This window comes from Cupriavidus sp. 05T42 (assembly GCF_056396345.1).
Genome location: NZ_JBFTLH010000014.1, coordinates 44,947 through 65,486, shown reverse-complemented (window position 1 = coordinate 65,486; position 20,540 = coordinate 44,947). Strand labels below are relative to the sequence as shown.

Below are 20,540 nucleotides of genomic sequence, written 5' to 3'. Positions count from 1 at the left end.
GCGTCATCGCAACTCGGCGTATCCACGGCGATGCGCCTCGTCTTCCATCTGCGCATGCGGCAGGTAGTCCGCCACCGTGGCGGGCACGAGGTCGCGCAGCCGTAGCCGTGCGCACAGTGCGGCGTCCTCGCGCAGGCACGCGCACAGCGCCAGCCTGACATTGTCGAGGAGCGCCTGCCCCACCCGGCGCGAGGCGATGAAGGGCAACCCCGCCACAGCACGTGTTTCGCCGATCTGGCGCAGGCCCTCCAGCTTCGCCGGCATGTGCTCGCGCGCGAAGGCCAGCGTGACGCAATCAATGGCCGCCACGTCCGCCTCACCTTCCGCAACGGCCGCCAGCGAGCACAGGTGCGAACCCGTATAGACCGTGTGCGCGAAGAATCGCCCGTCGCGCGCCAGTGGCGCAACGGCGTGGCGCAACGCATTCATGCCACTATGAGATGTGCGATCGTTGCATGCCACCCGCATGCCCTGGCAGTCTGTCAACGTGGCAGGGCCATCCTTCGCACGCACCATGATCGCGCTGGTATAGCGATGCCCCACGCATCCGCGCGCCGCGAAACTCGGCGTCCCGACCAATTGAACATGGCCGGCGAGGCCACGGATCAGCGGGTAACCACAGGTCTGCGACAGCAGTACGTCGTCACGGCGCCAGAACGCGTGCAGCGCCTCCGCGCGCTCTCCCGGCTCCACGACGGACAACGCTACGGGCGTATCGCTTCGTGCCAGCCGTTCCGCGATTCGAGCCAGCAGCGCGTGCCAGTCTTCCCGCAAGGCGGGGCTAACGTTGTACATCGGCAGTGCGGCCACCCAGCGTTCAGGTGCGCTCATGGTGTCCTCCTGCGTCCCTGGGGCGCTCCGCCGGGGCGTGATACACCGGATGCGCCACCGGTGCCACGGCACGCAACGCGTATCGAAAGATCCATTCGCGATAGCCGCGCACCAGGAATCCGTCCGTGCGCGCCAGGTAGTCCCCGGCACGCCGACGATAGACCCAAGCAAGCGCAAACCATGGCACTGCTGGCAGATCGTGATGCACGAGGTGATAGTTGTTGTTCAGGAACAGGAGCCGCCACGCCCATCCGGCATCGTTGATCACGCTGCGCGCGCCAAACGGCGGATCCACACGATGCTCATGGAAGGAACGGATCGCGGCAAGCGACAGCGCCGGGTATCCCACGCCCGCCAGCACCAGCCACGCCGGCATCCCGCAGGAGGTATCGAGCCACACCAGCAGCACGCCTAGCGCCAGCAGATGGGCGATCCACGTCGGCACATCCTCCCAGTTGCCGTGGCGAACCCGGCCCACGGCATCGGCGCCAATCGAGGCAATGGCAAACGCCGGCTGGAGCAACACACGCCCTGTCAGCGTATTGCGCGCCGCGTAGAGCCTGCGCACCAGCGGCCCGGCTGCGTGCCAGTCACCGGCGTACAGGAAGTAGCTTTCCGGATCGCCATCCGGATGGGTGAGGTCCGCAGCATGGTGCTCCAGATGTGAGCGCCGGTAGATGCCGTATGGCAGCCAGATGCCAAGTGGTGCGGCGCCTAGCAGGGCATTGAGCCACGGCAGCCGGGTGGGATGGCCGTGCAGCAGTTCATGTTGCAGTGACAGGAACCACGTGGTCGCCAACGTCAGCAGCACGCAGGCGAGCGGCAGCCCGATCCGGTTGGCGTTGACCGCCACGCCGAACCACGACGCGTAGACGGCAACGATCAGCAGCCAGGTTGGCAATTCCGATCGCCACAGCCAATGACGGGCGGCGTGGGCCAGTTCGGCGCGCTGTCTGTTGTCGAGGTAGGTGGCCATGAATGCTGTGATGCAACGGGAAATGGACGTTCAGCTTACGGGCATGAGCCGCTGGACCGGAACGATTGAATGACCATATGAATATGCGCGTGCCCGGTGTCGGAGCACTTCCCGGCGTATTCCTCATGAGCTCATTCACCCGACGCCGGTGGGCGACCGTGACGGCATTCCCACGCGCCACCGCACAGCCGGATTTCGCATATGAATCGCACGCGCAAGCGATATCGACATGCGGATATCGTGCTTCGCCGTTCCCGCCGTATTGATTACCCTGAGTGGCCCCGAACCACGATGACGACATGGGAACTATCGATACGCTGGCGCCGCGCGACRCGGCCGTCAACCCGCACCCTGCCCCGCGCGGCGAAGCGCTACCGCCGGCCGGGGAAGTCGCCGTGCTGCGCGAGCGCGCGAGGGCATTGCTGCCCGAGATCGCGGCCGAGGCCAGCGCGCGTGAGTCCCGGCGCGAGCTGCCCTTTGCGCTCGCCCGAAAGATCGCGAACGCTGGCCTGCTGACGCTCAGGATACCCAAGGCATATGGCGGCCCGGGTGGCAGCATTCGGGACACGATCCAGTTCGTCATCGACCTCGCGGCGGTCGACGCCAATCTCGCTCAATCTCTGCGGCCGAACTTCGGCCTCGTGGAAGGGATATTGGCAGGACAGGACAACGAAGCCGAACGCGACCGCTGGTTCAACCGCTTACTGTCTGGCCAGATCATCGGGAATGGCGGCATCGAACGCGGTGGCAAGCAGGGCGAAGTCAGGGCGACGATCGTGCGGAACGACGACCATCACGTCGTCAACGGCACGAAGTACTACAGCACCGGGGCACTGTACGCGGACTGGGTCACGTCCATCGCCCTGGACGAGACCGGGCAGGAAACTCATTTCACGGTGCCACGCCAACGCGCGGGCATGGAACTCGTCGATGACTTCGACACCATCGGACAACGCCTCACCGCCAGCGGTACCACGCGCTTTACGGACATGCGAGTGGAGCCGGACGAAGTCCGCCGCAGTCATGTTCCGCGGGACCGCCGGAATCCCGTCACGCCCGTGTTCCAGCTCTTCCTCGCCGCTACCGAGGCCGGCATCGCACGCAACGCGTTGAACGATGCGATCTGGTTCGCACGCAACAAGGCGCGGCCCATCAAGCACAGTTCGGCCGAGCGTTCGGTGGATGACCCCTACGTGCAGGAGACCATCGGCCAGATTGCCGCCGAAGTCTACGCGGCCGAAGCGGCCACGCTGCGCGCCGCTGACGCCATTGACGCCGCGTGGGCCGACCACCTCAGCGATGCCTCGCTGACGCAGGCGTCCATCGATGTGGCCCAGGCACAGTACTTCGCCGTAGGCGCCGCATTGAAGAGTGCCGAGTACGTGTTCGACGTCGGGGGCGCATCGGCGTGTGATCGCACCTACAACCTCGATCGGCATTGGCGCAATGCACGCACCGTGGCGAATCACAATCCGCGCCAGTGGAAATCCGCCGCCGTAGGCGCCTGGCTGCTCAAGGATCAGCCCCCACCTACCACGGGTCTGTTTTAGCACCTCGCAACTCACATCAATCAGGGACTCTCACAATGAAAACATGGACGCGCGCCCTCATCGTGGCGCTTGGGGTTGGCATCGGCGTGACCGGGGGCATGGGATCTGCCTCGGCGCAGGGCGCACCGGAAAAATCGAAGATCAAGGTTGGCATTTCGGCCGGCAACCAGGAGCAGATCTTCGATGTGGTCAAGAAAGTGGCCGCCCGGGACGGCCTGACGATCGACGTCGTGGTATTCAACGACTACCTGCAGCCCAACGAGGCGCTCGCGTCTGGCGATCTCGATGCGAACGCGTTCCAGCACAAGCCATTCCTCGACAGCCAGATCAAGACGCGTGGCTACAAGATCGTGCCGGCTGGCCTGACGATCACGGCGCCGCTCGGCATCTACTCCAAGAAGTACCACAGCATTGATCAACTGCCGGAAGGCGCGCGCATCGGCATCCAGAACGATCCGTCGAACGGCAATCGCGCGTTGCTGCTGTTGCAAAAGGCCGGCCTGATCAAGTTGAAGGTGGGGGTAGGCCAGAACGGCGTCAACGCGACGCCGCTCGATGTGGTGGAGAATCCGCGCAAGCTCAAGCTCGTGGAACTCGACGCCGCGCAGTTGCCGCGTGCGCTGCCTGACCTCGCGGCGGCATCGATCAACAACGACTATGCCTACCAGGCCGGACTGTCCTTGCAGAAGGACACCATTGCGATCGAGGATGCACGCGGCCCCTACGCGAATCTGATTGCCACGCGCCCGCAAGACAAGGAAAAGCCATGGGTGGCCAGACTGGTCAAGGCCTACCAGTCCGACGAAGTGCGCAACTTCATCAACACCCAGTTCAAGGGGTCGATCATCCCTGCATTCTGATCCCGAAGACGCGCAGCGACATCTGCGTGAATGACAACGAATTGCCTGCGGGAATCGCCGCAAAGGTCCAACGATGAACTCCGTCTTTCCGTTCGAACACCGGGCGTCTTTCACGCCCAACCCAGAACCGCGGCAGAAATTCTGGTTCGACCCGCTACCTGAGCGCCCCAGCGTGGCGGCCGAGCGTCGGCACCGTCAGGAGCGTCTTGCCGGCGCTTTCCGCCTCTTTGCACGCCAGGGCTTCGCGCTCGGCCTTGCCGGGCACATCACCGCGCGGGACCCCGAGTTTCCCGATCATTTCTGGGTCAACCCGCTCGGCGTGCATTTCTCGCGCATCCGCGTCTCCGACCTGTTGCTCGTGAACTCCCGCGGTGAAACAGTGGTCGGCAACCGCCCGCTGAACAAGGCGGCCTTTGCCATCCACGCGGCCATTCATGAGGCACACCCGMACGTCGTAGCAGCCGCGCATACGCATTCCACCTACGGCAAGGCCTGGTCCACGCTGGGCCGCAAGCTCGATCCTCTGACGCAGGATGCGTGCTCGTTCTTTGAAGACCACGTGCTGTTCGATGATTTCACCGGTATGGTCGTGGACAACTCCGAGGGGGATCGCATTGCGCAGGCCCTGGACAAGGGCAACGGCCAGACGTACAAAGGTGCGATCCTGAAGAACCACGGCATCCTGACGGCGGGTCCCACCGTGRAAGCCACGGGCTGGTGGTACATCGCGCTGGAGAACGCCGCGCACACGCAACTGCTCGCCGAAGCCGCCGGCACACCACAACTGATCGACACTGCCACGGCGCGGCACACACATGGCCAGGTGGGCGGCAATGAAGGCTCGTTGCACGCGTTCGAGAGCCTCTTCGCGGGGTTGGTGGATGCAGAACCCGATCTGCTCGATTAGACACGCCCGTCAAGATCGGCTTTCCCGGCCAGCGGATCGCTGAAGTGTTCCCGTACGAGCTGGACGGCCACCTGCCAGAGGGCGGGTGCGCCACTTTCGATGGTCGGCCCGTAACGCGCGAAGACCTGCTCCTCACTGACCCGAGGCGCGACCCAGGTGCCGCCGTCCGTTGCCACGTTGTGAAGTAGCGGCTGGAAGCGGTCCAACGCCTTGGCGAACTTCGCGTCGTCGCTCTCCGCCGCCTCGAATTCGGTCCAAAGACCGCGAAACTCGGCGGCTTGCGCATCCGGCAACAAGGAAAAGATCCGCTCCGCCGCCTGGCGCTCCCGTTCCACCTGATCGGCCTGCATCGACGGATCATGGAACGGTGTATCGCCGGCATCGATCTCCACAATATCGTGGAGGAGGAGCATCTTCACGACGCGGACCACGTCGACAGGCGCCGCCGCGTGCTCCGACAGCACGAGCGCATACATGGCGAGATGCCAGGAATGCTCGGCACTGTTTTCTCGACGCGAGCGATCGATCAGCGGCGACATCCTTACGACGCTCTTCAGTCGATCAATCTCTCTCAGGAAGGCGAGCTGCCGCTCCAGGTGGGAAAGGTCCATGGTGAACACGAGGCGATAAGAATCACTGGAAGGAAGAAGTCTAGCAGCCACCTTCGCGTGCTTCAGGCACTACCCCCGCCAGCGGACAGAAGACCGCTTGCCGTCGACCCGCAGGGACTTTACTTCGCATGCAAAGTATCAATATACTTCGCATACGAACTTAAACCCATGGAGACCGACATGACCACCCCGGAAATTCGCACCGACCTGACTGACGGCGTGCTGACCATCACGCTAGCCAGACCGGACAAGAAGAACGCCCTCACGAATCAGATGTACGGCACGCTGGCTGATACCATCGAGCGCGCCGAGCACGATCGCAACATCCGCGTATTGCTGGTGCAAGGGGATGGGGACATGTTCACTGCAGGGAATGATGTGAGCGAGTTCGCAGCGATCGCGGCGGGAAAGGGTCCTGCCGAACGTCATGTGCACCGCTTTCTGCATGCCTTGGCCAAGGCGACGGTGCCCATCGTTGCAGCGGTCCACGGCAAGGCCGTCGGCGTTGGCACCACCATGCTGCTGCATTGCGACTACGTGCTGCTGGCGCAGGATGCGCAACTGATCACACCTTTCGTGAATCTCGCGCTCGTGCCTGAGGCGGCCTCGAGCTACCTGATGCCGCTGTGCATCGGCCACGCCCGGGCATTCGAGATGTTTGCGATGGGTGAGCCGCTGGACGCCCAGACTGCCGTGGCGTGGGGCATCGCCAACAGGGTCTGCAACAACGATCAACTTCGTGCGGAAGCGCGCCGCATGGCCGAGCGCATCGCCGCCAAGCCGGCCGGTTCCCTCAGCGCGATGAAGGCGCTGATGCGTAAAGCCGAGGCGCTGGTGGCCCAGATGGATAGCGAGAGCGCCAAGTTCCAGGAACGGCTGACGAGCGCCGAGGCCAGGGAGGCGTTTGCCGCCTTCGCCGAAAAACGCAAGCCAGATTTCTCGAAGGTGACGCAGCAGTAAGCGTGCACGCTGCGGCCCCAGCCGCAGCCCAGGTTACGCGTCCCCGTCGTCGGCAACGGGAAACTTTTCCTGCAGGCTGGCGAGCCACCGCGCCACCACGTCGACTTCCGCCTCCGTGAAGCCCTCGGTCAACTTTGCATTAAGGTCCTTCATGCGCGTCTTGGAACGCTGGCGCGCGGCACGCCCTGCATCCGTCAGCCACAAGCGCGATGCCCGGCCGTCGGTCTCATCGGCCCGGCGCTCGATCAATCCAGCTTTTTCGGTCCGGTCAGCCAGACCGCTGATGCCCGGCGCACCCAGATCGAGCGCGGCAGCCGCCTCGCTCATCAGTGCACCGTCGTGCGTGCCCAGGAAGAACAGCAGCCCGGACTGAGCCGCTGTCACCCCGCCACCGGCTGCGCGCGTCTGCCATCGTTGCAGTCGACGCTGGCCAACGTTCAATAGATATACAAGGCGATGCTGCATCTTCCTGAGGCAAGAGTTGTCGTGATTTAGTTCGCATGTGAATCATATCACGCACATCGCCTTGAACCCGTCCGCTCAGGCGTTGAAACCGCCGTCGATCGTCAGGCTTGCACCAGTAACGAAACCAGCCTCCGGGCTGGCCACGTAGGCAACCATGCCTGCGATCTCGGCCGGATGCGCGTGACGCTCCAGGGCCATCAGGGCATGGAGGGCGCCGCCGAAATCGCCGGACTCCGGATTCATATCGGTATTGGTCGGACCGGGTTGGACATTGTTGACCGTGATGCCCTTCGGCCCGAGGTCGCGCGCMATGCCTTGCACGAGCCCTTGCAGCGCCGACTTGCTCATCGCGTAAGCCGCKCCGCCCGGGAACGGCATGCGCTCGGCATTGCAGCTGCCGATATTGATGATGCGACCGCCCTGCCCCATGTGCGGCAAGACCGCCTTCGACGCGACGAAGACGGCGCGCACATTCACTTCCAGGGTCTTGTCGAAGTCTTCCAGCGAGAAGGTATCGATCCCGCCCATCAGCAGCACGCCGGCATTGTTCACGAGGATGTCGATCTTGCCGAAGTGCCGCGCGGCGTCGTCGATGGCGCGCGTGAGCGAGGCCGCATCGCCTGCGTCCGACTGGATGGCCAGTGCGCGGCCGCCAGCGGCTTCCACGCTGGCCACCAGTGCGTTGGCGTTGGCGGTCGAGCCCTTGTAGGTAAATGCCACGGCTGCGCCGTCCTGCGCCAGACGCTGGACGATCGCGGCGCCAATGCCGCGGGCGCCGCCAGTAACGAAAGCAACCTTGCCGGCAAAGGTGGTGGCGGTGGTCATGTCGAAACTCCATCGGGTTAGGGTGAGTGAAGTATCCACACACGATTGCCGCGCGAATAGCCCATAATCCGGATCATCAATTTCAACCAAAAGTATCGGATCTGACGATGGAAGGCCTGAGTCTTCTCGAATCCTTCATCCTGAGCGCCCAAACGGGCAGCTTCTCGGGGGCCGCGCGGCGTCTGGGCGTCACGCCCGCTGCGCTCAGCAAGAACGTCGCGCGCCTGGAAGCGCGGCTCGGACTGCGGCTGTTCCATCGCAGCACGCGCAATCTGACCCTCACGGCCGACGGCGAGCGCTTTCTGCACGAGGTGACCGCGCCCTACGCGGACTTGCAGGACGCCTTTTCCCATGCGGCGGAGCGCAGCGGCGCGCCGTCGGGGATGCTGAAAGTGAGCTTGGGGGTCGCGTTCGGGCGGGAATACCTGGTGCCGATGCTTGGCGAATTCCTGGGCCGCTATCCGGAAGTCGTGCCGGACTGGCATTTCGATAACCGGCCCGTCGACCTGATCGGCGGCGGCTTCGATGCGGCGATTGGGGGTGGCATCGAACTGAGCCAGGGGGTCATCGCCCGGGAATTGGCTCCCGCGCACGTGATCGTCGCGGCATCGCCGGCCTATATGGCGACCCGGCGCATGCCGAGGCACCCCTCGGAGTTGGCCCAGTTCGATGGCATCGCCCGGCGCTCGGTCGCCACCGGCCGCCAGTACGCATGGACCCTGCGCAATCCGTTTGGTGAGAAGGCCCTGGCCGAGTGCCGCACCCGCCTTATTTTCGACGACCCGGAAGCCATGGCGCACGCAGCGATGCTTGGCCACGGCGTGGCCATGCTGCCGATGCCGCACGCTTCACGCTGGCTGCTCAGCGGCGACCTCATCCGGTTGCTGCCCGGCTGGTACGCGGATATCGGGCCGATCTGCCTCTATTACCCAAACAAGCAGCAGCTGCCGCTCAGGACGCGTGCGTTCATCGATTTCGTAGTCGATGCGTTCCGCGAACAGCGCCTGGCTGCGCGTTTCGATAGCCGCTGAGGCCATGCAGGACGAATAACGCGGCTCCAGTTGAACGTGGTGCCAGAGCTGTCGCTCCGATGGACGAMCACGATCTTCATATCTGGCCAGCAGCAGGCCAGGATTTTTCGCCGCAATGGCCGGATCGTTCCAGTTGACGATTCTTCCCTGGTAGATCTCCGTGAGCAGCGCACCGGTCATGCGTAACTGCCCCGGGCGGACGCCATCCAGGTTGAACACGGGCACGACACCGCCGATCACGATGGGAAATTGCTATGGCAGACACATGACAGTCACAATCGCGAATCGCCCTCGCCCACGTGGGCGCCTGGCCCCTGTCTCGCCATCACGTCCTGCGGATTGCGCAACGGACACGCCTTCAGCGACAGGCAGCCGCAGCCGATGCAGCCGTCGAGTTGATCGCGGAGCAACGTCAACGCACGAATGCGGGCGTCGAGGTCTTCCCGCCAGGACGCTGACAGCCGGCGCCAGTCGGCCACGGTCGGTGCCTTGCCTGCCGGCAAACGCGCGAATGCGTCGGCAATGACCGCGAGCGGCACGCCCATGCGCTGGGCAATGCGTAAAACAGCCAGCCGACGGAGGATGCCGCGCGGATAGCGGCGCTGGTTGCCAGCGCTGCGCGTGCTCGAAATCAATCCCTTCGATTCGTAGAAATGGAGCGCGGACGCGGCCACGCCGCTGCGCTCGACCACTTCGCCAATGGTCAGCGGATCGCGGGCGCGCATCGGGTGCACCGGGGGCTCCAACGGAACGTTCTTCGGGGGGCGGCTCATGACAGGACCATAGAGGACAAGGAAAGCCCTTGCAGCGCGCATGGTATCGCATCGAAGCTTGACCTCAAGTGCACTTGAAGTGTGACACTGGCATCCCTTCTCCATCCAGGACCCTGCCATGCTGCTCGAATCGCCGCGCGCCCCGTACCTCCAGTTCATGAACCCGCCCGACCTCTACGACCCGCGCCTGAACGGCTATTCACATGTCGCGGTGGTGAACCGGCCCGCGAAGATCATCTTCGCGGCGGGCCAGGGTGGCGAGGACATGTGCGGCGGCCTGCTGACCGACTTCACGGCGCAGGTCACCCGTGCACTGTCCAACCTGCGCGTGGCGCTGCAGGCCGGCGGTGCTGATATCCCAGATGTGGCCAAGATCACGGTGCTGATCGTCGATCATTCGATGGAACGGCTGGCCATCTTCAGCCGCGCCTGGCAGGCCCTGCTGGGCGACTGGCCGGCCCCCGCCTGCACGCTGATTCCCGTGCCAAGGCTGGCGATTGACGGCATGCTGTTCGAGATCGAGGCGGTGGCGGTGCTGCCGGAATAACAGGTCTGGACCAATCCAAACCGGCCGACTCCATTTACTATGCTAGTCACCATCGACCGGCACGGGAGCGAGCTTGGCCAATCCGGATCTTCTCGATCGCGACCCAATGGCCGCGCGCGTCGTCGCTGCGCAAGCCAGCCCTTGTGACGAACTCGTCATCCGTACGCAGCCCAACGCGGTCGATCGTCCGTGCCGGCGCAAACGTATGGCGCTCGCCGCGACGATCCTCGGCTCAAGCATGGCGTTCATCGACGGCTCCGTCGTCAATGTTGCGCTGCCCGCCATGCAGAGCGAGCTCGGCGCGAGCGTTGCGGCAATGCAGTGGATCGTTAACGCCTACCTGCTCTTTCTCGGGTCCCTCGTGCTGGTGGGCGGATCGATGGGCGACAAGCTCGGCCGCCGCACGGTGTTCATCGCCGGCGTCGGGGTCTTCACGGTGGCGTCGGCCGCTTGCGGGCTCGCGCCAAACGCGAGTTCGCTGATCGTCGCGCGCGCTGTCCAGGGCATTGGCGCGGCGCTCTTTGTCCCCAGTAGTCTCGCGATCATCGGCGCCGTGTTCGAAGGCGAAGCACGCGGACGGGCGATTGGCACCTGGGCGGCCGTCGGCGCGATCACGTCGGCGGTGGGGCCGGTGGCAGGCGGCGCGCTTGTCGACGCGTTGTCGTGGCGCGCAATATTTTTCCTCAACGTACCGCTTGCAGCGCTGACAATTGCGCTGGCGATGTCGTCAGTGCCGAATAGCCACAAGCTCGATGCGCCTCAGCAACTGGACTGGCCCGGCGCGCTGAGCGCGGCGGCCGGGCTCGCCACCCTCACCTATGGCCTGACCCAGGTGTCGGCGCGCGGCTTCGCGCATCCGCTCGTACTGGGCACGATCGGCGCCGGCGTGCTCGTGCTGGGCGCATTCGTGAGGATCGAAGCGAACAGCCGTCATCCCATGATGCCACTCGACGTGTTTCGCTCCCGCGATTTCACCGGCGCCAACCTCGTCACCCTACTGCTCTACTTCGGTCTGGGCGGCGCACTGTTCTTCCTGCCGTTCACGCTGATACGCGCACATGCCTACACCGCAACCGAAGCAGGCGCCGCGCTGCTACCGGTGCCGGTCATCATCGGCTTCCTATCGCGCTTCACCGGCAGCCTGACAAGCCGCTTCGGTTCGCGGGCACTGTTGAGCGCTGGCCCGGCCGTCGCCGGCATCGGATTCGCGATGCTGGCGCTGCCGTTCGTGCATGGCGGCTATTGGACCGGATTCTTCCCGGCACTCGCCGTGCTCGGGCTCGGTATGACGATCACCGTCGCGCCACTCACGGCGACGGTAATGGGCTCCGTGCCGGGCGACCAGGTAGGCATCGCCTCCGGCATCAACAACGCGGTTGCCMGGGTGGCGAGCCTGCTGGCCGTTGCGGTGCTCGGCATCGTGTTCGTGTGGTCGCACGAAGCGGCGCTGTCGGCGCGGCTGGATGCACTGCATATTCCTCAGGATGCACGCCAGACCGGGCAATTGCTGGAGCCGGACGGAGCGGCAGCAGGCGACATCCGTACACCGCCTCAGGGCCCCTTGGCGCGGGCGGAGGCCGAAGCCATCGCTGACGCCCTGCGCGCCGTGGCGCTTGTGGCCGCCGCCTGCGCGTTTGCCGGAGCGGGTGTAGCGATGGCGACCATCMAGCGCMGCAAGTGACGTGCTTCGCGTCGGCCGCAGAAGGCGAGCGTAAATCCACCTTTACAAAATCCCACGGCGAAATGCCATGCAGCACGATTATCGAAGCGCATGGCGGCCGGTTGTGGGCGAGTGCCAATCTGCCACGGGGAGCCGTTGTGCAGTTCATCGTGCCTGAGAAGCCCACTGATCATGGATGCCGAAGCGCAGTTGCCTTCGGCATCCATGATGAAGGGCTCTGTGTGGGACCTACGCGAAGTCAAGCACCTCTGCTACTGCGCGGCGCGGCTTTTGCGCCCAGTTTTCGGGCAGGGCTGACCCGACGGACAGCAGCATGACGGGCACTTCGTCTTCGGCCAGCCCGAACTCACTTGCTACCGCCTCGGCGTCGAAACCGATCATCGGCGACGAACCCAGGCCCAGCGCATGCGCAGCATAGATCAACGCCGTCGCGCCGATGGCACCGGTGCGTACCGCCTCGTCGCGCTGGAGCTGCGGATGCTCGAAGTACAGGCCGCGCGCAGCATCTTCGAACCCCGTGGCGACCTTCGCCGGCATGATGCCCGCCTCCACGGCTGGCGCCAGGCGCTTCGGCAACACCCGATGGTCGGCCAACTGTCCGCAGATGATGAAGGTAACGGAGGCATCGGTGATCTTGGGCTGGTCCCAGGCAACGGCCCGCAGGCGCGCCTTGGCTTCAGGCGTGCGCACTGCGATGAAGCGCCAGTTCTGCAAGTTGAAGGATGTCGGCGCAGTGGTGGCGACTCTTACCAACTCGCGGATCTGATCGTCGCCCACGGTAAAGGCAGGGTCGTACAGACTGATGGTACGACGGCTCACAAGGGATTCGATGATAGCGTTGGCCATGGTGATTCCTATGGTCGAAGGACTGGGTTGAGAGGCACGGGTGGTGATCTGTTGCGATCGTAGTAACACGGCGCAGAACAAATCTTATGGAATCCGCCGGCCTGCCGGTAGATCCGGGAAGGCGCTCACAGCGTTGTCCTGCCGGCACCAATCCTCCCGTTGCTCCGGGTAACGATGCAATGAGATATTGCCGTTTGCAGCTGCCGTTTCCCCCAGGCAAAGTGAAAATGCCGCAACACCGCTCCGACGAGGAGACAGTGCTGCGGCATTCTTTCTTGCGCAGCCGAACCCGGGAAGATCAGTCTGCCTGGTACTTCGGCGAGCGCGGGCCGTACAGGATGCCACCCGGCATGCCGGCGGACAAAAGACGCACACTGGCCGTGCCGGCCACCGGATAGCTGGCGTCGGTCAGATGATTKACCGCCTGGTTGATGGCGGCGGTGATCAGCATGCCGATTAGGCCGCCGCCGCTGTTGCCACTGTCGTTAGCTGCCACTGCCGTGCCGCTCCACAACACGTCGCCGGTCTTCAGGTCTACCAGCTTCGCATTCGCGGCCACGCGGGTCACGCTGCTCAGTACCTGGTAACGCGAGCCGTAGTCCGTCACGGTCACGTACAGCGCGGCATCCGCACCGAAGATTTCGCGCAACTTGGGCACGGGTGCCGTGTGGATGTCACCAGGCACGGTCAGGCCATTCTGCCGGAACGTTTCGTCGACCAGCGCCACCGGCAGCACGTAGTAACCCGACTCAGCCAGCGGATACGTGGCTTGCGACAGCATGGCGTACGTGGCCTTGATGTCAGGCGACTCGTTCAGCGGCGGCAGCACCACGATCGAACGCGGGCGAGCGGCCTTGAACGCAGCGTAATCCACCTGTTTTCTGGGCACGGCACAGCCTGCGAACAACATCACGATGCCGAGCGTGGCGACGTAGGTCAGCATTCGACGCATCATTTGACGCTCCCTTCCGTGGCATCTGCCTTGGCGGGCGGCGTGGCGCCCACCGTCACATCCTTGCGCTCGTCAGTCTTCACATTGCGCATCAGAAAATCCATGTAAGGCGTGGACTCCGGGAACAGCGTCTTCTCTGTCTGGAATTCCTTGACCATCTGATCGCCCTTCCCGACATTCAGATACAGCATGCCAAGCTGGGCGTGATAGCCAGGTGGCACGCTTCCGTCTTTCGCCTTGATCTTTTCCAGGCCACTTTCCAGCGCGGTGATCTGCGCTTCCTTCGATTCGCCCTTGAAGTACGCGTAGACCTGGGATTGATACCCCTCCCATTGGTACATCGATTGTGGACCTGCACAACCGGCCAGCAGGCCGGCAGCCGACAAAAACGCCGCGTTGCGCAGCGTAACCCATGACTTCATTGTTGTTCTCGCTCTTGTTGGTATAGGCCTATGCGTTTACTGCGCCGGCTTCCATGCGCCGCTTTCGATCGCGCTGACCAGGTTGTTCACGGCTTCACGCATGGCCAGGTCCATCACCTTGCCATTGAGCGTGGAGTCATAGCTGGCCGTACCGCCAAACCCGATCACCTCGCGATTCGACAGCTTGAATTCGCCGGCGCCCTGCGTGGCGTAAACCACTTCAGAGGTGCTGATGTTGACGACGTTCAGGTTCACCTTGGCATAAGCGACCTGCTCGCGGCCGCGGCCGAGAATACCGAAAAGCTGCACGTCGCCCACTTCCTTGCGGCCAAATTCGGTGATATCKCCGGTCACCACGAAGTCGGCGCCCTTGAGCTTCTGCGCCTGATTCTTGATAGCGGCTTCGCGCTTGATCTCGTCGAGGTTCTCGCGCTCAAGCACACTGAAACGGTTGGTCTGCTGCAGGTGCGTCACCAGGCTGGTCTTGGCCTGGCCGCTCAGACGGTCGATGCCGTCGGAGAACACGCCGCGCATGTAGTTGGAACGGTTATCGAACTTGCCTACGGCAATGGGGGTGCGCACGCCGTTATAGGGGCGGCTCGCGCTTTCCACCTTTTGCACCGACAKCGCGGTCGACGATTCAGTTGCGCATCCCGCCAGACCGATGGCGGCGGCAGCGGCGGCACCGAGCAGGCAGTAGTTCTTGAGACTCTTCAATTCATTTCTCCAGACAAGGAACAAAACGACACATCTATCACGCCGTGACCGAGTGTGGATTGATCCTATTCAACCCTCTACGGTATCGGCAGCCGCAAGTCTGGATTAAGGCAAAATCCGCGGGGTCCCCTCTTCGGTAGGGAGACCAACGCACAGTTCCCAAGTCGTTCCGCGAACTTGCCTGCGAGTCATGAGTGAAGCGATAAAGATTCCACAGGGAATCACAAGGGAGAACCTTTGGCGCAAGCAACGCCCGGCTACGCCCCACCCAAAACAGGCTCGTAGGAAGCAGTCCGCGTCATCGCCAGTTGCCACGATGGGGGGGCCCCAATGCATTGGTTCAGGTGCGAGGTGAAGGCCCGAAGCTTGGCCGAGGCGCGGGGCTGGGCGCGTAGCAGGTAGATGCCGCCTTGCGCCTGCGGGCGGAGGCCATCCAGCAGCAATTCTTCCAGCCGCCCCGCGCCGATGTCCTCGCCGACCGACCAGTCCGGCATCAGGGCGATGCCCAGCCCCTGCAATACTGACAGCCGCCGCGCATCGCAATCGTCGCACTCGACTGCGAACAGCGCCTGCGCGGCGTGGGTGGGTTCCAGGAGTTCGCGCCAGCCGCGCATGCTTGTGCTGTGGCCCCGGTCGATCAGGCGGTGGTGCTGCAGCTCGTCGGCGTGCACCGGCCTGCCATGCGCGCGCAGGTAGTCCGGCGTGGCGCAGATCACGTATCGTTGGCTGGCCACGCGCTGGGCGATCAGGTTGCTGTCAGCCTGTTGCCCGACGCGCACCACAACGTCGAATCGTTCGAGCACCGGATCGACCACGCGCTCGGTCAGCTCCAGCTCCACGGTCAGGTCCGGGTACTGTGCGTAGAGGGAGCCGAGGTGCGGCACGACGTGCCGCCGCGCAAACGCCGGAAGGCACGCCACGCGCAGCCGGCCGCTAACGCCCTGCTCCAGCGCCGTCACCGCATCGCGCGTTTCGTTGAGTTCCTGGAGGATGCGCGCGGCCCGCTGGTAGAGGAGATCGCCCGCCTCCGTGCGGACCAGCGCCCGCGTGGAGCGCGTGAACAGCGCCACGCCCATTTCCCGCTCCAGCACATCGATCTGGCGCGATACCGACGACGCCACCTGCCCGCGCCGCCGCGCGACGGCCGAGAAGCTCCCTTCGCGCGCCACATCGACGAAGACGGCCAGGTTCTCAGCAAAGCGAATGAATTCCATTTGTGCGCTCCCCGCAAAGGCATTACGCGTCCGGCTTGACTTTCCACCGCAAACCGACAGGAATAGTATCAACATCCCAGACCAGAGAGGCAAGTCTTTGCGAAACGCGCAAAGCATGCAGCCTCCGTCATCCGGATTGTCGAAACCCTACTGGAAGGCACCGCAATGGAGACAACTTACCTCTCAGCCGCCCTGCGCTCGATGCGCGGGCGCCCCCGCCGCATGCTGGCCGCCGCGCTCCTCATGTGCGCAACCGGGCACGTCATGGCCGACGACTGGCCGGCCAAGACGGTCACGATCATCGTGCCCTATGCGGCGGGCGGCACCGTCGACAAGGTCGCACGGCAGGTGCAGGATGGCCTGCACACCCGCCTGGCGCAAACCGTCGTGGTAGATAACCGCGCGGGCGCCGGCGGCACCATCGGCACCGGCCAGATTGCCCGGAGCCCTGCGGATGGCTACACGCTCGGCATGGTGTTCGATTCTTTCGCCACCGAATCCCACATCTATCCGAAACTGCCCTATGTCGCGAAGCGTGACCTGACGGGCGTGTCGTATATGGTCCGCTCCCCGATGGTGCTCGTGGTGCCGGCCAGTTCGCCCTACCAGACCCTTCAGGATTACGTCAACGCCACGCGTACGCCGAAGAAGGTCTCGTACGCGTCGGTGGGCGCCGGGAGTTCGAACCAACTTGTGGCGGAAGCGTTCTTCGAAGCCGCCGGCACCAGCGGCATTCACACCCCCTACAAGGGTGGCGGGCCCGCGATCAACGACCTGCTGGGCGCCCACGTGGACTCGATGATCGCCAGCCTGCCGCTGATCCTGCCTTACGTGCAGGCCGGCAAGCTGCGCGCGCTGGCGGTAACCTCTCCGCAGCGCGACGCCCGTCTGCCCGAGGTGCCCGCCGTAGCGGAACGCTACAAGGGCTTCGAAGCCTACTCGTGGGTGGCGATGATCGCGCCGGCCAAGACTCCGCCCGCCGTGCTGGAGAAACTGTCCGCGGCGGTGACCGCCACGCTGCGCGACCCGGCCATCGCCAAGCAGTTGAGCGCCGGCGGCTTCGAGATCGTGGCCGGCAATGCCGCCCAGACCAACAAGCTGATCCAGGACGAGTCCGCGCGCTGGGGTCGCCTGATCAAGGCCCGCAACATCACACTCGAATAGATGCCGCCGTCATGAATCCTTTCGTCTATCAGTCCCGCCCGCAGCGCGTGGTCTTCGGCGCGGGCTCGCTGGCCCGACTGCCTGAGGAAGCCGATGCGCTCGGCGTCAAGCGCGTGCTCGTGCTCTGCACGCCCGGGCAACGGGCACTCGCGGAGCGGGCCAGCGCGTTGCTGGGTGACCGCAGCGCGGGCATCTTCGATGGCGCCGTCATGCACGTGCCCGTCGAACAGGCCCGCAAGGCGCGCACGGTGGCGGCGGAGCGTGGCGCCGACTGCGCGCTGGCCATCGGCGGAGGATCGACGATCGGTCTCGGGAAGGCGATTGCGCTGGAGTCCGCGCTGCCGGTCATCGCTGTGCCCACCACCTACGCCGGCTCGGAGGCCACGCCGATCTACGGCCTGACAGACGCCGGCCTGAAGCGCACCGGACGCGATGCCCGTGTCCTGCCGCGCACGGTCATCTACGATCCGGAGTTGTCACTGCGCCTGCCGCGCATGGTCAGCGTGACCAGCGGCATCAATGCCATCKCCCATGCAGCCGAAGGCCTCTATGCTGGCGATCGCAATCCGGTCAGCGACTGGATGTCGCGCGAAGGTATCGCGGCGCTGGGTCGTGCGCTGCCCGTCATTGCGCGGGAAGGTGGTGAGGACGGTGCGGAAAGGCTCGCCGCACGTGGCGATGCGCTCTATGGGGCGTGGCTGTGCGGGGCCGTGCTTGGCAGCGTCACGGCAGGGTTGCACCACAAGCTGTGTCATACGCTGGGCGGCACCTTCAACCTGCCGCATGCAGAAGTCCATACGATTGTGCTGCCGCATGCGCTGGCCTACAACGCCCCTGCCGCGCCGGCCGCCATGGAGGCCATCGCTCGTGCGCTGGGCGCCACCGATGGCAACGCGCCGGCGGCGGTCTTCGACCTCGCCGCCTCGCTCGGCGCCCCTACCGCGCTGCGCGATATCGGGTTGAAGGAAGAGGATCTGGAGCGGGCATGCGAACTGGCCCTGCAGAATCAGTACCCGAATCCGCGACCATTGGAAGCGTCTGGCATCCGTACCCTCCTGCGCGACGCCTTCCTGGGCAGTCGTCCGACGCTTCCCCAGGGAAGCTGAACGATTAACCCTGTGCTGGCGGCGCAGCTGTCGAGCCGCGTACCACCAGTTCCGGCCGCAATTCGATGACGACGGTGGCAGTCTGTGGCTTGTCGATCCGGCGCAGCAGCAGTTCGGCCGCCTGTTCGCCCATGTCATGGACCGGGATGCGGATGGTTGTCAGCGGCGGCGTCAGTGCATCGACAAAAGGCATGTCGTTGTGGCCGACCACCGAGACGTTCTCCGGACAGCGCAAGCCGCGCTCGCGCAGAAAGTCGTAGCAACCCATGGCCACGAGGTCATTGCCGGCGGCAATGGCGGTCAGGTCGGGCAGCGATTCGAACAACTGGTCACAGGCCCTGCGGCCGGCCTCCCGGGTATAGCTCTCCGCCTCGACGACGGCATACGCGCCGCGCCGCAACCGATGGCGTTTGACCGCCTGCATGAAGCCTTCCCGGCGCAACTGTCCCGTGGAGGTACTCGCGGGACCGGCAATGTGACCGATGCTGCGGTGACCGAGCGATACCAGATGATCGACCGTCAGCGCCATCGCCAGCTGGCTGTCGCTGAMCACGCAGGACRCCCGGCCGGTATGCTCGCCGCGATTCACCATGACCACCGGAATGCCGAGCTGGAAGCAGTAGTCGAGCAAGGGATCGTCGCGTTCCGCCGTGGCCAGCACCAGCCCTTCCACCTGCCTGGCCAGCAACTGATCGATCACGAAACGCTGCCTGAGGCGCTCCACGCCGGCATTGACGACGATCGGCACATAGCCGTGCCGGCCAAGAACGGCCTCGATCCCCGCCAGGATGGGCGGGAACACCGGATTCGCGATGTCCGGCAGCACCACGCCGATCAGCCCCGAGCGTTGCGTGCGCAACCCCGCCGCGATGCGGTTCGGGCGGAACCCGCGCAATTCGGCCAGCTTCAGGATCCGTGTGGCCACTTCTTCGGCCACCAGATGGCGCGTGGCGGGATTCATCACGCGAGACACCGTCGAATAGTGGACATCGACCTCGGCGGCGAGGTCCTTGATGGTCACGCGTTTGCGCTCGGACATGGGCAGGCAGACGCCACGTTGGCTGTTGGAATGCGCCATTCTAGCGCCTGCCGCCCCGGCGCCGCTTATTCCCCTGCCCGCACGCCGGACTGTTTCACCACAGGCGCCAGCTTGCCAATTTCGGCCTGGATATAGCTGGAAAACTCCTGCGGCGTGCTGGCGCGCGCCTCGGCCCCCTGGGCCGCCAGCCGCTCGCGCACATCGGGAGACGCCAGCGCCTTGCCGATCTCGGCATTCACCGCCTGAATCACCTCCTTCGGCGTGCCGGCCGGCGCCAGGACGCCGAACCACGAATCGAACGCATAGCCGGGCAGCCCCGCCTCCGCCACGGTCGGCACATCGGGCAACGCGCCTGCGCGTGCTGGCGTGGTCACCGCCAGCGCACGCAACTTGCCTTGCTTGACAAACGGCAGGGCCGATACAGTCGGCGCGAACATCATGTCGCCGCGCCCCGCCATCACGTCGGTCAGGGCTTCGCCGGTACCCTTGAACGGAATGTGCACGATGTCGATGCCCGCCCGCATTTTGAACATCTCACCACTCAGGTGCGTAGAACTGCCCGAACCGGCGGAATCGAAGTTCAGGGTGCCCGGCTTGGCCTTCGCGGCAGCCACGATATCGCGCATCGACTTGTACGGACTGGCGGCGTTGACCACCAGCACGTTGGGCACCGAGGCGACCAGCGACACCGGCGCGAAGTCCTTGAGCGTGTCGTAGCCCAACTTCGGATAGAGCGTGGCGTTGATGGCATGGCCCACGGAGACCAGGATCAGCGTGTAGCCATCGGGCGGCGACTTGGCAACCGTGGTGGCGCCCAGCGTGCCGCCGGCGCCGGGCCGGTTGTCCACCATCACCTGCCATTGGCCGCCCTCCCCAATCTTTGCGCCGATAATGCGCGCCAGGATATCGGTGGCACTGCCCGCCGAGAACGGCACGATCAGCCGGATCGGCTTGACGGGATACTGGGGTTGCGCGATGACGGTGTACGGCAGCCCAAGCGCCGCGATCAGTCCAAGGGCCGCAATGGGGCGGAAAAACTGTCGTCTCATGGTTGTCTCCTCAC

The 20,540-nt window shown here is 64.7% G+C and carries 22 protein-coding genes; 9 read left to right on the top strand and 13 right to left on the bottom strand.

Annotated elements, in window-relative coordinates:
• Positions 1-3 precede the first annotated feature (3 nt).
• Both AC1EJR_RS19000 and AC1EJR_RS18995 read right to left on the bottom strand, forming a co-directional pair.
• Complete coding sequence (locus tag AC1EJR_RS19000) at positions 4-831, bottom strand: phosphate/phosphite/phosphonate ABC transporter substrate-binding protein (protein WP_477113550.1); 828 nt, start codon at positions 829-831, stop codon at positions 4-6.
• A complete protein-coding gene (locus AC1EJR_RS18995) occupies positions 818-1,807 on the bottom strand; it encodes a fatty acid desaturase (protein WP_092299682.1) in 990 nt (329 codons plus the stop codon). Before AC1EJR_RS18995 ends, AC1EJR_RS19000 begins: the two co-directional genes overlap by 14 nt.
• A 299-nt stretch (positions 1,808-2,106) precedes the next feature.
• Here AC1EJR_RS18995 and AC1EJR_RS18990 point away from each other — a divergent pair, with 299 nt between their 5' ends.
• The 3 genes from AC1EJR_RS18990 (at position 2,107) to AC1EJR_RS18980 (ending at position 5,124) form a co-directional block, all read left to right on the top strand.
• Positions 2,107-3,357: an acyl-CoA dehydrogenase family protein gene (locus AC1EJR_RS18990; protein WP_477147393.1), complete on the top strand. Its 1,251-nt coding sequence runs from the start codon at positions 2,107-2,109 to the stop codon at positions 3,355-3,357.
• A gap of 98 nt (positions 3,358-3,455) precedes the next feature.
• Positions 3,456-4,217: a MetQ/NlpA family ABC transporter substrate-binding protein gene (locus AC1EJR_RS18985; RefSeq protein WP_255370955.1), complete on the top strand. Its 762-nt coding sequence runs from the start codon at positions 3,456-3,458 to the stop codon at positions 4,215-4,217.
• A 73-nt stretch (positions 4,218-4,290) separates the two neighbouring features.
• Positions 4,291-5,124 carry a class II aldolase/adducin family protein gene (locus AC1EJR_RS18980; RefSeq protein WP_477147392.1) on the top strand — a complete coding sequence of 278 codons (834 nt, stop codon included), beginning with the start codon at positions 4,291-4,293 and terminating at the stop codon, positions 5,122-5,124.
• Here the strand turns inward: AC1EJR_RS18980 and AC1EJR_RS18975 are convergent.
• Entirely contained in the window at positions 5,121-5,735 is a 615-nt protein-coding gene (locus AC1EJR_RS18975; RefSeq protein WP_477113547.1) for an HD domain-containing protein, read from the bottom strand. The genes AC1EJR_RS18980 and AC1EJR_RS18975 overlap by 4 nt on opposite strands.
• Before the next feature lie 180 nt (positions 5,736-5,915).
• On the opposite strand from AC1EJR_RS18975, the gene AC1EJR_RS18970 reads away from it, so the two are divergent.
• The gene (locus AC1EJR_RS18970; RefSeq protein ID WP_454757748.1) at positions 5,916-6,695 is read left to right on the top strand and encodes an enoyl-CoA hydratase; all 780 of its coding nucleotides are present in this window, start codon (positions 5,916-5,918) and stop codon (positions 6,693-6,695) included.
• Between the two features lie 33 nt (positions 6,696-6,728).
• Here AC1EJR_RS18970 and AC1EJR_RS18965 read toward each other — a convergent pair whose 3' ends face one another.
• The gene (locus AC1EJR_RS18965; RefSeq protein WP_092299953.1) at positions 6,729-7,160 is read right to left on the bottom strand and encodes a MarR family winged helix-turn-helix transcriptional regulator; all 432 of its coding nucleotides are present in this window, start codon (positions 7,158-7,160) and stop codon (positions 6,729-6,731) included.
• A 75-nt stretch (positions 7,161-7,235) separates the two neighbouring features.
• Positions 7,236-7,985, bottom strand: a complete 750-nt coding sequence (locus tag AC1EJR_RS18960; protein ID WP_477147391.1) for an SDR family oxidoreductase — start codon at positions 7,983-7,985, stop codon at positions 7,236-7,238.
• 107 nt (positions 7,986-8,092) lie between these two features.
• On the opposite strand from AC1EJR_RS18960, the gene AC1EJR_RS18955 reads away from it, so the two are divergent.
• Positions 8,093-9,016, top strand: a complete 924-nt coding sequence (locus AC1EJR_RS18955; RefSeq protein ID WP_092299665.1) for a LysR family transcriptional regulator — start codon at positions 8,093-8,095, stop codon at positions 9,014-9,016.
• 272 nt (positions 9,017-9,288) lie between these two features.
• Here the strand turns inward: AC1EJR_RS18955 and soxR are convergent, their stop codons facing one another.
• The gene (gene soxR, locus AC1EJR_RS18950) at positions 9,289-9,741 is read right to left on the bottom strand and encodes a redox-sensitive transcriptional activator SoxR (RefSeq protein ID WP_143093934.1); all 453 of its coding nucleotides are present in this window, start codon (positions 9,739-9,741) and stop codon (positions 9,289-9,291) included.
• A gap of 166 nt (positions 9,742-9,907) precedes the next feature.
• On the opposite strand from soxR, the gene AC1EJR_RS18945 reads away from it, so the two are divergent.
• Positions 9,908-10,336, top strand: a complete 429-nt coding sequence (locus AC1EJR_RS18945; protein WP_092299659.1) for a RidA family protein — start codon at positions 9,908-9,910, stop codon at positions 10,334-10,336.
• 106 nt (positions 10,337-10,442) lie between these two features.
• On the top strand, positions 10,443-12,017 hold the full coding sequence (locus AC1EJR_RS18940) for an MFS transporter (protein ID WP_477147419.1): 1,575 nt from the start codon (positions 10,443-10,445) through the stop codon (positions 12,015-12,017).
• A 228-nt stretch (positions 12,018-12,245) separates the two neighbouring features.
• On the opposite strand, the gene AC1EJR_RS18935 is transcribed toward AC1EJR_RS18940, so the two are convergent.
• The 5 genes from AC1EJR_RS18935 to AC1EJR_RS18915 form a co-directional block, all read right to left on the bottom strand.
• Positions 12,246-12,863 carry a nitroreductase family protein gene (locus tag AC1EJR_RS18935; RefSeq protein ID WP_441593478.1) on the bottom strand — a complete coding sequence of 206 codons (618 nt, stop codon included), beginning with the start codon at positions 12,861-12,863 and terminating at the stop codon, positions 12,246-12,248.
• 298 nt (positions 12,864-13,161) lie between these two features.
• Entirely contained in the window at positions 13,162-13,818 is a 657-nt protein-coding gene (locus tag AC1EJR_RS18930; protein ID WP_092299649.1) for a DUF799 domain-containing protein, read from the bottom strand.
• The gene (locus tag AC1EJR_RS18925; protein ID WP_441593479.1) at positions 13,815-14,237 is read right to left on the bottom strand and encodes a DUF4810 domain-containing protein; all 423 of its coding nucleotides are present in this window, start codon (positions 14,235-14,237) and stop codon (positions 13,815-13,817) included. The genes AC1EJR_RS18930 and AC1EJR_RS18925 overlap by 4 nt, the downstream gene beginning before the upstream one ends.
• A 36-nt stretch (positions 14,238-14,273) precedes the next feature.
• The gene (locus AC1EJR_RS18920; RefSeq protein WP_477147390.1) at positions 14,274-14,954 is read right to left on the bottom strand and encodes a CsgG/HfaB family protein; all 681 of its coding nucleotides are present in this window, start codon (positions 14,952-14,954) and stop codon (positions 14,274-14,276) included.
• A 257-nt stretch (positions 14,955-15,211) separates the two neighbouring features.
• Positions 15,212-16,168, bottom strand: coding sequence for a LysR family transcriptional regulator (locus tag AC1EJR_RS18915; RefSeq protein WP_092299640.1), 957 nt, complete (start codon positions 16,166-16,168; stop codon positions 15,212-15,214).
• Positions 16,169-16,333: 165 nt separating this feature from the next.
• On the opposite strand from AC1EJR_RS18915, the gene AC1EJR_RS18910 reads away from it, so the two are divergent.
• Positions 16,334-17,332 (top strand): tripartite tricarboxylate transporter substrate binding protein, encoded by a 999-nt coding sequence (locus AC1EJR_RS18910; RefSeq protein WP_092299637.1) that lies wholly within the window; start codon positions 16,334-16,336, stop codon positions 17,330-17,332.
• Between the two features lie 11 nt (positions 17,333-17,343).
• A complete protein-coding gene (locus AC1EJR_RS18905; RefSeq protein WP_477147389.1) occupies positions 17,344-18,438 on the top strand; it encodes a maleylacetate reductase in 1,095 nt (364 codons plus the stop codon).
• 4 nt (positions 18,439-18,442) lie between these two features.
• Here AC1EJR_RS18905 and AC1EJR_RS18900 read toward each other — a convergent pair whose 3' ends face one another.
• Both AC1EJR_RS18900 and AC1EJR_RS18895 read right to left on the bottom strand, forming a co-directional pair.
• On the bottom strand, positions 18,443-19,516 hold the full coding sequence (locus tag AC1EJR_RS18900) for a LacI family DNA-binding transcriptional regulator (protein WP_477147388.1): 1,074 nt from the start codon (positions 19,514-19,516) through the stop codon (positions 18,443-18,445).
• 26 nt (positions 19,517-19,542) lie between these two features.
• Positions 19,543-20,526 (bottom strand): tripartite tricarboxylate transporter substrate binding protein, encoded by a 984-nt coding sequence (locus AC1EJR_RS18895; RefSeq protein ID WP_441593481.1) that lies wholly within the window; start codon positions 20,524-20,526, stop codon positions 19,543-19,545.
• Between the last annotated feature and the right edge of the window lie 14 nt (positions 20,527-20,540).